General features: G+C 68.4%; 12 protein-coding genes. 7 read left to right on the top strand and 5 right to left on the bottom strand.

Annotation, left to right across the window (positions count from 1 at the left end; all coding sequences use genetic code 11):
- Nucleotides 1-60: 60 nt before the first annotated feature.
- Both J6U32_RS23365 and cobF read left to right on the top strand, forming a co-directional pair.
- Nucleotides 61-804 (top strand): SDR family NAD(P)-dependent oxidoreductase, encoded by a 744-nt coding sequence (locus tag J6U32_RS23365; RefSeq protein WP_244333029.1) that lies wholly within the window; start codon nucleotides 61-63, stop codon nucleotides 802-804.
- Nucleotides 805-809: 5 nt separating this feature from the next.
- Nucleotides 810-1568, top strand: a complete 759-nt coding sequence (gene cobF / locus J6U32_RS23360; RefSeq protein WP_208796299.1) for a precorrin-6A synthase (deacetylating) — start codon at nucleotides 810-812, stop codon at nucleotides 1566-1568.
- Nucleotides 1569-1593: 25 nt separating this feature from the next.
- Here the strand turns inward: cobF and J6U32_RS23355 are convergent, their stop codons facing one another.
- On the bottom strand, nucleotides 1594-2337 hold the full coding sequence (locus J6U32_RS23355) for a 3'(2'),5'-bisphosphate nucleotidase CysQ (RefSeq protein WP_208792351.1): 744 nt from the start codon (nucleotides 2335-2337) through the stop codon (nucleotides 1594-1596).
- 25 nt (nucleotides 2338-2362) lie between these two features.
- Between J6U32_RS23355 and J6U32_RS23350 the strand changes: the two genes are divergently transcribed.
- The 3 genes from J6U32_RS23350 to J6U32_RS23340 are packed head-to-tail and all read left to right on the top strand — an operon-like array spanning nucleotide 2363 to nucleotide 4826.
- On the top strand, nucleotides 2363-3262 hold the full coding sequence (locus tag J6U32_RS23350) for an Fpg/Nei family DNA glycosylase (RefSeq protein ID WP_208792350.1): 900 nt from the start codon (nucleotides 2363-2365) through the stop codon (nucleotides 3260-3262).
- Complete coding sequence (locus J6U32_RS23345; RefSeq protein ID WP_208792349.1) at nucleotides 3259-4056, top strand: SAM-dependent methyltransferase; 798 nt, start codon at nucleotides 3259-3261, stop codon at nucleotides 4054-4056. The genes J6U32_RS23350 and J6U32_RS23345 overlap by 4 nt, the downstream gene beginning before the upstream one ends.
- A gap of 26 nt (nucleotides 4057-4082) precedes the next feature.
- Entirely contained in the window at nucleotides 4083-4826 is a 744-nt protein-coding gene (locus J6U32_RS23340; protein ID WP_208792348.1) for an SDR family oxidoreductase, read from the top strand.
- 7 nt (nucleotides 4827-4833) lie between these two features.
- Here J6U32_RS23340 and J6U32_RS23335 read toward each other — a convergent pair whose 3' ends face one another.
- Nucleotides 4834-5574, bottom strand: coding sequence for a hypothetical protein (locus tag J6U32_RS23335; protein WP_244332321.1), 741 nt, complete (start codon nucleotides 5572-5574; stop codon nucleotides 4834-4836).
- An 18-nt stretch (nucleotides 5575-5592) separates the two neighbouring features.
- Between J6U32_RS23335 and J6U32_RS23330 the strand changes: the two genes are divergently transcribed.
- On the top strand, nucleotides 5593-6126 hold the full coding sequence (locus J6U32_RS23330; RefSeq protein WP_208792347.1) for a hypothetical protein: 534 nt from the start codon (nucleotides 5593-5595) through the stop codon (nucleotides 6124-6126).
- Nucleotides 6127-6147: 21 nt separating this feature from the next.
- Here the strand turns inward: J6U32_RS23330 and pgi are convergent, their stop codons facing one another.
- Nucleotides 6148-7821, bottom strand: coding sequence for a glucose-6-phosphate isomerase (pgi, locus tag J6U32_RS23325; RefSeq protein WP_208792346.1), 1674 nt, complete (start codon nucleotides 7819-7821; stop codon nucleotides 6148-6150).
- A 62-nt stretch (nucleotides 7822-7883) separates the two neighbouring features.
- Nucleotides 7884-8252 carry a chorismate mutase gene (locus tag J6U32_RS23320; RefSeq protein ID WP_006368318.1) on the bottom strand — a complete coding sequence of 123 codons (369 nt, stop codon included), beginning with the start codon at nucleotides 8250-8252 and terminating at the stop codon, nucleotides 7884-7886.
- A gap of 152 nt (nucleotides 8253-8404) precedes the next feature.
- Here J6U32_RS23320 and J6U32_RS23315 point away from each other — a divergent pair, with 152 nt between their 5' ends.
- On the top strand, nucleotides 8405-10339 hold the full coding sequence (locus J6U32_RS23315) for a hypothetical protein (RefSeq protein WP_208792345.1): 1935 nt from the start codon (nucleotides 8405-8407) through the stop codon (nucleotides 10337-10339).
- Between the two features lie 22 nt (nucleotides 10340-10361).
- Here the strand turns inward: J6U32_RS23315 and J6U32_RS23310 are convergent, their stop codons facing one another.
- Nucleotides 10362-11966 (bottom strand): hypothetical protein, encoded by a 1605-nt coding sequence (locus J6U32_RS23310; RefSeq protein WP_208792344.1) that lies wholly within the window; start codon nucleotides 11964-11966, stop codon nucleotides 10362-10364.
- Between the last annotated feature and the right edge of the window lie 267 nt (nucleotides 11967-12233).

Raw genomic sequence — 12233 nt, 5'->3', positions numbered from 1 at the left:
CCTCAGACAGTTCTCGTCACCGGCGCGACCAGCGGAATCGGCGCCGAGGTGGCACGGCAGATGGCGGCGCTCGGGCACCGCGTCTACGGCACCAGCCGTCATCCCGACAAGGTTTCCGACCCGATTCCCGGTGTCACCTACGTGCGCCTCGACAACGCCGATTACGCCTCGGCGGATGCCTGCGCCGCAGAGGTCGGTGACGTCGACATCCTCGTCAACAACGCCGGTGAGTCGCAGGCCGGTGCGCTCGAGGACACCCCGATGAGTGCCATCGAGGATCTGTTCCGCGTCAACGTGTTCGGGCCCGTCGCCCTGACCAAGGCGGTCCTGCCGGGTATGCGGCAACGGCGCCACGGCACGGTCATCATGGTCGGGTCGATGCTGTCGAGCTTCCCCGTCGCATTCCGCTCCAACTATGCGGCCACCAAGTCGGCGCTCAAGGCCTTCGCGCTCGCGACCCGACGAGAGGTGGCGCCCTACGGAATCCGGATGATCAGCGTCGAGCCGGGGACCATCGCCACCGGTATCGGAGGCCGGCGCAGCATCCACATCGATGACGGATCGCCGTATGCGGCCGAGTACGAGACCCTCGCCGCCGCCACCCGACGCAACGAGGACGCAGGGATCGACGCGTCGACGATGGCCCGGGTCATCGTCGAGGCCGCGCTCGCCGAGCATCCGAAACCGTTCTACGCCAAGGGAAACAACGCGGCCATCGTCTTCGCTCTGCGACGGCTGGTGCCGCGTCAGATCATCCTCGATGTCACCGCGCGCAAACACGGGCTGCCGCGGGTCAAGAGTTGAGCGCCGTGCAGGTCACCATCCGCGTCATCGGCATCGGACCGGGAGATCCGCGACAGATCACGCTGCAGGCCATCGACGCCATGGCCGGCGTCGACGTCTTCCTCGCGCTCGAGAAGGGCGACGCCAAGGACGGCCTGCTGCAGGCTCGCCGCGACATCCTCGAACACCATGCACCGCAGGGTTACTCGCTCGTCGAGATTCCCGATCCGCCCCGCGACAGACGTCCCGCCGACTACGACGCCGAGGTCCGCCGCTGGCACGCCGCCCGTGCCGAACTCCTCGCCCGGGCGATCCTCGCCCACGTCCCCGACGACGGGGTGGCGGCATTCCTCGTCTGGGGCGACCCCGCACTCTACGACTCCACCCTGCGCATCGTCGACGACCTCGCCGCGCGCGACGACCTACAGGTGTCTGTGGAGGTGATCCCGGGCGTCACCAGCGCGTCGGCGCTCACCGCCGCACACGGGATCGTCGCCAACCGGGTGGGCGAACCCATCCACATCACCACCGGGCGTCGCCTCGCCGACACCCCTCCGGGTGCCGACGCCAACCAGATCGTCATGCTCGACGCCGATCTCGGTTTCCGCCACACCGCGGCCGCCGACGACGAGATCTGGTGGGGCGCCTACCTCGGGACGCCCGACGAGATCCTGATCAGCGGCCGAGTCGGCGACGTCACCGACGAGATCGTCGAGGCGCGTGCGGCCGCCCGCGCCCGAATCGGCTGGATCATGGACATCTACCTGCTCCGCACGGCGCGATAGGCGCCGGGGGACTGCGCCGGACAGGTCACCACCACACCTCGCCCACCACGTCGAGGATGTCCTCGGCGAGTTCGGGCCGGCAGATCACGAAGTCGGGCATGTACGGCTGCGGCTGGTTGTACACGATCGGCGTGCCGTCGAGCCGGCTGCAGTGCAGCCCCGCGGCGAGCGCCACACCGACCGGTGCCGCGTTGTCCCACTCGTACTGCCCTCCGGAATGGACGTAGGCGTCGGCGTCACCGCGCACCACCGCCATCGCCTTGGCACCCGCCGAACCGATCGGCACCGGGCGTAGCCCGAGCCGCCGCGCCACCGCGGCCACCTCGTAACTCGTGCCCCATCGTGAGGTAGCGATGCGGCCCGACGCGTCTGCGGGCACGGCGTCGACGGTGTCGGTGCGAAAGACCTCACCCATCGCCGGCAAGGCGACGGCGGCGTCGGTGACCGCACCGTTCTCGGTGAGTGCGACGTGCACCGCCCACTGATCGCTGCCCGCGGCGAACTCGCTGGTGCCGTCGAGCGGATCGATGATCCAGACCCGCTGTGCCACAGCGCGGTCGCCGACGTCGGTGGCCTCCTCGCTCAACACCGCGTCCCGCGGCCGGTGCCTGCGCAGGACGGTGCCGATCCACGCCTGGGCGAGCGCGTCACCAGCATCGCCGAGCAACCGCCCACCCAACAGGTCGCCGGAGCGCACCCCGAGCAGGATCTCCCCGGCCCCGACCGCGATGCGTGTGGCCAGCTCGGCGTCGGAAAGACCGGAACTCATCTGTTCACTAGAGCACACTGGTGTCATGCCCGAACTGCCCGAGGTTGCCGCGATCGCCGATTTCGTGGACGGACGTACCGCCGGACTCCCGATCCGGCGGGTGGACATCGCATCGTTGTCGGTGCTCAAAACCGCCGACCCCCCGTACACGGCCCTGACCGGGCGGATCGTGGATTCCGTCGGCAGAGTCGGCAAATACCTGATCATCCGCACCATCCCCGGTTCCGAGACCGATCCCGAACCCGTCATCAACCTGGTCATCCACCTGTCCCGGGCGGGCTGGCTGCGATGGAGCGAGGACCTCTCACCCAAACCCCTTCGACCCGGCGGCAAGAGCCCGATCGCGCTGCGGGTGCACTGCGGGATTCCCAGCGCCACCGGCGGCGAGGGTTTCGACGTGACGGAGGCCGGAACGCAGAAGCGGTTGGCGGTGTGGATCGTCCGCGACATCACCGAGGTCGAGCGCATCGCGACATTGGGGCCCGACGTCCTCGCGCTCGATCGCGACGAGTTCGCCGACATCCTCGCCGGCACCGGCGCGCGCATCAAGAACGTGCTCACCGATCAGCGGGTGCTCGCCGGGATCGGCAACGCCTACTCCGACGAGATCCTGCACACCGCGAAGCTCTCGCCGTTCGCCACCGCGAAAACCCTGACCGGCGAACAGATCGACACCCTCTACGAGGCGATGCGCGACGTGCTGACCGACGCGATCGGGCGTCTCGAGGGCCAGGGCGTGGCAAAGCTGAAGTCGGAGAAGCGGACCGGACTCAAGGTGCACGCCCGTACCGGTCTGCCGTGCCCGGTGTGCGGGGACACGATCCGCGAGGTCGCCTTCAGCGACCGATCCTTCCAGTACTGCCCGACCTGCCAGACGGGTGGCAAGGTCCTCGCCGACCGCCGGATGTCGCGACTCCTCAAGTGAGGCAAGAACTGTCCGAAGACGGTGTGGTCGCGCAACTGCGGGCGGCCGGGTGCGTGTTCGCCGAGGAGGAGGCGACGATCCTGCGCGAGGCCGCCGCCGATGACGCGGATCTGGGCCGGCTCGTGGCGCGTCGGGTGGCCGGTGAACCGATCGAGCACCTCGTCGGCTGGGTGGAGTTCGCGGGCCGGCGCCTGGCGGTCGGGCCCGGGGTCTTCGTGCCGCGCCGACGCTCGGAACTGCTCGCCGCGGTCGCCGTCGGTGCCGCCGCGTCCCGGAAGTGCCCGGTGATGGTCGAACCCTATTGCGGCGCAGCACCACTGGCGGCCACCGTGGGCGCCTGGGTGCCGACGACCCGGCTGTACGCCACCGATATCGACGACGTCGCACTGCGATGCGCGCGGCGTAACCTCGGAGCCGACGCGGGGGTGCTGCGCGGCTCGGGTCTGGCCGGGCTGCCCGCAGCGCTGCGCGGACAGGTGGACGTGATCGCGGCCGTTCCGCCGTACGTACCCGACGGGGCGCTGGCACTGTTGCCGCACGAGGCCGCTGACCACGAACCCCGCCGGGCACTGCTGGCCGGCGTCGACGGACTCGACCACATCCGCACCCTCATCGCGCAGGCACCTGGATGGCTGGCCGCCGACGGCGTGCTGGCGATCGAGATGAACGAGGAGCAGGCGCGCCTGGTCACCGACCCCGCCGAACGGTGTCGAACGGCGGTTTTCGCCCGCCCGGCGCTCTTTGCCACCGACGACTCCCGCACCGTGGTGCTGGCGCTGACGATGCCCAGTTGATCTGACCCTCGGGTAAGTTGGCGGACGTGACGCACCGCGACAAGATCCTGATCACCGGCGCGAGCTCGGGACTCGGCGAGGGCATGGCCCGCGAGTTCGCCGGCATGGGCCGCTCGCTGGCACTGGCCGCACGACGCCTCGACCGCCTCGATACCCTCGCCGCCGAACTGCGGCCCCACGCAGGCACGGTCGCGACCGCGGCCCTCGACGTCACCGACGTCGACACCGTTCCCGTCGTGTTCGGGGCTCTGCGCGACGAGCTCGGCGGTCTCGATCGCGTCATCGTCAACGCCGGGCTCGGTAAGGGTGCACCGTTGGGCACCGGCAAGATGCACGCCAACATCGAGACCGTGCAGACCAATCTGATCGGGGCGCTCGCCCAGATCGAGGCGGCACTGGAGATCTTCCGCGCCCAGGATCACGGCCATCTCGTGCTGATCAGCTCGATGAGCGCCGTCCGCGGGCTACCCAAGGCGCAGACCGCGTACTCGGCGTCCAAAGCCGGGCTGACCGCGATCGGACAGGGGTTGCAGGCCGAGTTCGCGCACTCGCCGATCACGGTGTCGATCGTGCTGCCCGGCTACATCGAGACCGACATCAACCGCGGCCTCAAGACCGCACTCATGACCGACACCGACACCGGTGTGTGTGCCATGGTGGCGGCCATCGAGGCCGAGAAGGCCTCGGCGCCGGTGCCCGCGTGGCCGTGGGTGCCGATCGCCGCGGCCCTGCGACTACTGCCGGCGTCGATCACGCGTCGACTGATCTGATCCGGTCTCAGCCCGCTGCGGTGGTCGAGGCCGGGGCGGTCGACGAGGCCGGGGTCGGGGTGCCCCACACGACCGGCGAGGTCTTGAAGTCGAAACCGTCGGCCGTGGTGGTCTCGGCCCAATAGATGACGCTGGTGAGTTTCTGCCCGGCGTCGGCGTAGGCCACCAGACAGGTGGCGTAGGAGTCGCCGCGCTTCATCTGCTCCGGCGGCGACGGATTGCCGCACGCCTTGAGGGCCACCGGCGGCGGCAGCGTCAGAGCCGGAGTCCGGCCGTCCACGCTGCCCGCCAGCCCCACGACCGTCGGTGCGGCAGACGAGTGCGCGGCCAGCGACGTCACCGTCACATAGACGAAGAATGCCGTACCGCCCTGCGTCGCCGAATCGGGAACTCCCTCACCGGGTGTGATGCCGGTGACCGTGTACATCGCGGTCGGGCCGGACGGGCGGAACGCATCGGCGGGCAGCACCGCCGAATCGCCGAAGCGCAGCGCGGTGCCCGGCGCCGTCCGCGCCGGGGCGCCGGGCGGGACCGACACCACGACCGAGGTCGGGAACGACGAGGTGCCGGGCGCCGACGACGGCGTCGACGACGAACAGGCGGTGAGTGCCGAGCCGACCGCGGCAGCCGCGAGGAGCGCACCGGATACGCGCATGGTCATCGAACCGCGGGCTCGTCGGGGCCGGATCAGGGCTCGTGGCAGGCGCTTGGCGGATCGCGGCGCGCGCGACGACGGTGACGTACTCACCTGCGTAAGGTAACCGATGTGTCGATTCACCACAGTCAAGCGGTCGCCCATGGTGCCTTCCAGGTCCTCGGAACCGGGGACGCCGAACCCGTCGACGAACTGCTCCGCGATGTGTTCGGGCGGAACGACATCGCGACGATCGGCGCCGATTGGCGCGGCATCGTGTACTTCACCCTGGCCGACGACGACGAGATCGACGCCTCGACCGTCATGGGCTTCGACGCGTCCAGCGGCAGCTCCGGGCCACTGGCCACCCTCGACGAGGTCATGGCCGCCGTCGCCGACGGTGACATCGCCGAGGCGGTCGACGCCGAGAGCTTCGACGCATGGCGCGCGGCGACCGGGGTCGACGGCATCGCCGTCGGCGACTGCGTGCCGCCGTCGCTGCCGGAGTTCATCGGTGGTGACCCCGCCGAACGCGCCGTCGAACCGCTGTCGCTGGTCTCCCACATCGCCAGCTGCGCAGCGTTGATGGGCCGCATCGAGCAACTCGGTCTGGCACCCGGCGACGACATCCCGGACGAGGTGTTCGACGCCACCCGGTGGGAGTGAGCGCGCGCCATCCGGGGACGCTCAGGCCTGCCGGCCGCGCCGCGACCGATACCACCGCACCAACTCGTCGGTCGACGAATCGCCCAGTGCCGCAGGCGGTTGCGAGTCGGTGATCGATCCCAGCAACTCCATCGCCTGGGTTTTGCCGAGTTCGACGCCCCACTGGTCGAAGGGATTGATACCCCAGATGGTGCCCTCGACGAAGACCTGGTGTTCGTAGAGCGCGATCAGCTGGCCGATGACCGACGGGGTGAGTTCGGGCGCGAGGATCGACGTCGACGGCCGGTTGCCGGGCATCACCTTGTGCGGCACCACATGTGGGTCCACGCCCTCGTCGGCGATCTCGTCGGCGGTCTTGCCGAATGCCAGCACCTTGGTCTGCGCGAAGTAGTTGCTCATCAGCAGGTCGTGCATCGACCCGGTGCCGTCGGCGGTGGTGAGATCGTCTGTGGGCTCGGCGAATCCGATGAAGTCGGCCGGGATCATCCGCGTGCCCTGATGCAGCAGTTGATAGAACGCGTGCTGTCCGTTGGTGCCGGGCTCCCCCCAGAAGACCTCGCCGGTGTCGGTGGTGACGTGATGGCCGTGCGCGGTGACCGACTTGCCGTTGGACTCCATGGTCAACTGCTGCAGATAGGCCGCGAACCGCGCCATGTCGTTGGAATAGGGGAGTACCACCCGTGATTGGGCATCCCAGAAGTTGGAGTACCACAGCCCGATCAAGCCCAGGATGACCGGCGCGTTGCGCTCGAGCGGCGCGGTGCGGAAGTGTTCGTCGACGAGGTGGAAGCCGTGCAGGAACTCGCCGAAACGGTCCTTGCCGATGGCCGCCATCACCGACACGCCGATCGCCGAATCCACCGAATACCGGCCGCCGACCCAGTCCCAGAAGCCGAACATGTTGACCGTGTCGATGCCGAACGCCGAGACCTTGTCGGCGTTGGTGCTCACGGCCACAAAGTGTTTCGCGACGGCGTCGTCGGCAGCACCGAGGCCGGCGAGCAGCCACCGCTTGGCGGCGGCGGCGTTGGTGAGCGTCTCCAGCGTGCCGAAGGTCTTGGACGCCACGATGAACAGCGTGGTCTCGGCGTCGAGGTCGGCAAGCGTGGCCACCAGGTCGGCGGGATCGACATTGGAGACGAAATGACAGCGAATGGGCGAATCGACGTAGTGGCGCAACGCCTGATAGACCATCACCGGTCCCAGATCGGAGCCGCCGATGCCGATGTTGACGACGTCGGTGATCGCTTTGCCGGTGTGCCCCTTCCACTCTCCGCTGCGGAGCTTGTCGGTGAAGGCGCCCATCGCGTCGAGCACCTCGTGGACGTCGGCCACCACGTCCTGGCCGTCGACGACCAGCTCGGCGTCGGCAGGCAGGCGCAGTGCCGTGTGTAGGACGGCGCGATCCTCGGAGGTGTTGATGTGGACACCGGCGAACATCGCGTCGCGCTTGTCCTCGAGACCGGCCTCCCGGGCCAGGCTGAACAGCAACTCCAACGTCTCGCGCAGGACGCGATGCTTGGAGTAATCGATGTGCAGATCACCGACGTCGACGGTCAGTTCGCGGCCCCGATCGGGGTCGGCCGCGAAGACCTCCCGCAGGTGCATCGAATGAACATGATCCTGATGCGCCGAGAGCGCCTGCCACGATTGCGTGCCGGTGATGTCGTGCTCGTTGTCATCGAGGTCACTCATACGACCACCCTATGTGGTGGGCGGCCCGTACGCACCGGCGCAATCGGCACCGGCGCACACCGTCAGCGGCCGAGCGGGCCCCGACCCAGACGCAGCAACAGCATCGCGAGCGTATGACCCTCCTGACCGAGTTCGGCGAACCGGTCGAGCACCTTGACCTCGCGGCTGTGCACCAGGCGCGGTCCGCCCGAGGCCATGCGGGCGGCTCCGACTTTCTTCGACACCGCCGACCGGCGCTTCACCGCGGCGAGGATGATCGCGTCGAGGCGGTCGATCTCGTGTCGCAACACCTCGATGTCGTCGGGCAGGCCCGACACATCGTGTTCCAGTTCGTAGGAGGAGAGATCGATCGAATCGGCGAAGGACGCGCCGCCCGTGCGTGCGGGTGCGGTGTTGTCCGGGCTGGTCGACGAGTCGCTGGGGTCGGTCACCGTGTCGATTTTGCCACGCAGATACCGTGCCGTGGACACTGGTGGCCATGCCGAGACCCCGGGCAAGCATCGACCCCTCCCGAGATCCCGAAGACACCGGTCCGACCCGGTCCGCCGGATCTGTGAGCGCCACGGCGAGCCGGGTGGCGCAGATGGTGGTAGCGGCCGTGATCACCCTGATCGTCGCGCAACTGATCGTCCGCGGCTGGCTGGTGGCCACCGGCAACTTCTACTGGGACGACCTCATCCTCGTCGGCCGGGCCTCGACCATGTCGATCTGGTCGTGGGACTACCTCGGCCACAGCCACGACGGTCATTTCATGCCCGCGGCGTTCCTCGTCGCGGGGATCTCGACGGTGCTCGCGCCGCTGAACTGGGTGGCGCCGGCGATCACGCTCGTGGTGCTGCAGGGACTCGCGTCGATGTGCGTGTGGCGGATGATACGGGTCCTGACCGACCCCGGGGAGGGGCGGTCACGCAGCGCTGCCGTCGAGATCGCCTCGGTCGGCGCGTTGGCCTTCTACCTCTTCACCCCGCTGACGGTGTCGTCCTTCGTGTGGTGGGCCGCCGGCCTCAACACGTTGCCGATGCAGGCGGCGATGGCCTGGATCGTCGCCGACGCGGTGCTGCTCGCCCGCGGGGGCGCCGACCGCCGGCGAACGCGGCTGATCGTCCTGCGCTCATCGGTGATCTTCGTGCTCTCCCTCGCCTTCTTCGAGAAGTCGCTGTTCATCCTGCCGGTGGCATTCGTCGCCGCGGTTCTGGTGAACCGCACAGGGTCCCGGTCGGCGGACGTTGCCGATGCCAACGCTGATGCCGATGAATCTGCCGCGGCTGACACCGCCGCCGTCCAGATGGGTCCGCTGGGAACGGCATTCGTCCACGCCCGCCGGCTGTGGGCACCTCTGTCGGTGATCTTCGTGGCGTGGGCGCTGCTGTTCTTCTCGGTGTCGGACGCCACCGCCGGGCAGCATTCGGTGTCGCAGACCGCGCAACTCGTGTGGCGGTCGATCAACCGTGGTGTCATACCGTCCCTCGTCGGCGGTCCGTGGGACTGGGAACGATGGGTGCCGAGCCCGCCGATGGGGTTCTCCGCGGTGTGGATGATCGTGTTGGGGTGGCTGGTGGTGGCCGCCGTGGTGATCTGGGCCGTACGTACCCGGATCGGTGCGGTGGCGGTCCTCGTGTGCGCCGCGCTGTACGTCGTCGTGGCGCAGATCCCGGTGATGTGGAATCGCTCATCGGCAAACACCGCACTCGAACTCGCCCAGACCTTGCGGTATCTGCCCGATTCGGCGGTCGTGATCACCGCCGCGCTCGCCCTGCTCGTCGCCGCGCCCCGGCGTTCGGCGGACCCGGTCGGACCGTCGGGTGGGCGCCATGCCGCTCCCGAGACCGACGAGGAGACGGCGGGCCGCGGTCGGACAGTGGGTACGGCGGTCGGCGTCCTCGCCGCAGTGACCGCGGTGTTGGCGTTCGCGTCGTCGTTGATCTCGACCGCGTCGTACCAGTCCTCCTGGACCGACGACCCGACCGGCGCCTATCTGGCCAACGCCAAGCGTGCGCTCGCCGACAATCGGGACAACACGATGTTCGATCAGGCGCTGCCGCTCGAGGTCCTGCTACCGGTGGCCTACCCGTACAACCAGATCAGTGCGACCTTCGGCCGCGTCACCGATCGTTCGCCGTTCGGTGACACCACCGACCGGCTCTTCGTCCTCGACAATGCGGGCAACCTCACGCCCGGTGCGGTGACCCCGAGACGAACCATCGAGGCCGGCCGCGGAACATGTGCGCGGCCGGAACTCACCGGCCCGACGTCACTGCGGCTCGACGGCCCGCTGATCAACTGGCGGTGGACCGTCGCGCTCGGCTACTGCGCCAACACCGCGGGCGATGTGGAGATGTCCCTCGACGGCGGACCAGCCGTTCGCGTTGCGCTGCAGGCCGGACTGCATGTGGTCTACGTGCAACTCGACGGTCACGGCACCGAGCTCCGAATCCGCCCGCTCACCCGGGGTCTGGCGCTGCACACCGGTGACGGACGGGTCGGTGAGGTGGTCGACGCCCGGCTGCTGGGCCAGTGAGCGTCGCCGCGCCGGTGACGTCTCAGCCGCTCGTGTCGGACGACTCCGGCGCGTCGTAGTACACCGAGATCTTGCTCGAGTATCCGGCCTGGGCCACCAGCGCGGTGAGCGCGTCACTGGTCGACTGCTCGGCCACGTAGTACGCGATGCGGCCGTCGTCGCCGATGGCCTGCACCTGCTTGCTCATCTGATCGCGCAGGGTGGCCGTGCCCGCCCAACTGGGATCGAAGGCGCCATTGGTGACATGCGCGGCGTAACCGGGTGCGAAGGTCACCAGGTAGGCACCGGCCGGGCCGTAGCCGTCGAACAGATAGTCGCCGCGCTTGACGGCATAACTGCTCGGCAGGCCGGTGTGTTCGGAGGCGTAGGTGGCTGCTGCGGGCTGCTTGGTCCCGGTGCGCACCATGGTGAACTGACGCTGCGTGGCCTGTGTGTTGTCGTCGAGGTAGTCGCTGAGGGTATCGGCGCCGTAGTCGATGAACGGGAGGTAGGAGAAGGTCACGTTGGGTCGGATCGAACCGCCTCCGGAACCGAGATTGGTTGCGGTGCAACGAGTGGTGGCGGTCTTGTCGAAGTCGACCCGGATCACCGGGGTGCAGGTGCCGCCGACGGCCCCGGCCGGCTGGCCGTTGACGATGAAGTTGACCGTCAGGCCATAGTTCACGTGTCCGGGCTTGTTGTCGGAACCGCGCCGCGGCGTGCCGTTGACGGTGAGGTCATAGCCGCACGCCACATTCGAGCAGCCGCCGGTCTGCTTCCAGCCGACCTGGTCGAGCTGCCCGCCCGGAAGGTCGTCGATCGTCATGCCGGGAACCGGCACCGACCCGAGATCGCTGGTGAGACCCTTCTGCTGGGCGAAGATCGGTGAGACCTGATCGAAGGACAGCGGGGTGACGTCGGTGTCGATGGTGGTGGTGACGTCACCATCCTTGTACTGGCCCTTGAGATGACTGATCGCCTTGGTGTCGGTGGCGAAGGTGATCTCCCAGTCACCGGCCTTGACCTTGTTGTCGGCCAGCGAGGTGATCGCCGGATCCGAGGTCGGCCAGTAGCGGGCGTCGGGGGTGTCCTTGTTGGGTGAGGGCAGTTGGGCGCCCAGCGTCGGCGGATTGACGAGGTCGTTGTTGCCCAGCCGTCCGGCCAGCACGATCGGCGACAACGCATACCCGAGGTTCGGCAGGCTCCACTCCGCGCTGGCCCACTTGTTGTCGACCGGCGACATGTCGACGTTGTCCGGGGCGGTGCCGCCCAGGACCGCCTTCCAGAAGGAGGCGGGGGCCTTGGTGAAGTAATAGTTGCCGATCTGGCTGTAGTCGCCCTGCTGACCGTCGACGGTGATCGAACCACTGACGTTGCCCGACAGCGCCACCTGCAGGTCGGAGAACTCGACGGTGAGGGAGACGCCGTCGCTGTACTTGCGCGTCAACGTCCCCTTGTATTTGGCGCCCGGACTGCTGCCGTACTGAAAAGCGGTCTGGTCCAGGTTGTTCTGTGCCCGGAACGCGGCGGTCGGCTCGGCCGATCCGGAGTTGCTCCACGGGATGAACGACAGGATCAGCGCGATGATCACCGCCACCGCCCCGACACTGGTCAGTACCAGCGCAATGACCTTCGAGGTGTTCTTCATCGCTCGCTTCCCGGGGCAAGGGGCATCGGGCGTGAGATCACGGCGATGTCCGTTTTCGGCCGAATGATGTCAACACTAGACAGCACCGGGCCGGCTTCGGGAGACCGCATGGGACGAATGAATGACACATCGCTGAGCACCGGTCGCACCACGTCTCCCCTGACCACATGGGGGCGGTCCCACACCATCTCGCACCGCGCGGCCCCCCGGATTCGGTGCGAGGTCATCGTAACCGGTGGAGGTGACCCACCGAAGGTCTCTCGGCAG

The sequence above is a fragment of the Gordonia polyisoprenivorans genome, from assembly GCF_017654315.1.
GTDB classification, from domain to species: Bacteria; Actinomycetota; Actinomycetes; order Mycobacteriales; family Mycobacteriaceae; genus Gordonia; species Gordonia polyisoprenivorans_A.
Note: the sequence above shows the minus strand (reverse complement) of the source record. Positions and strands in the feature narration are given on the sequence as shown.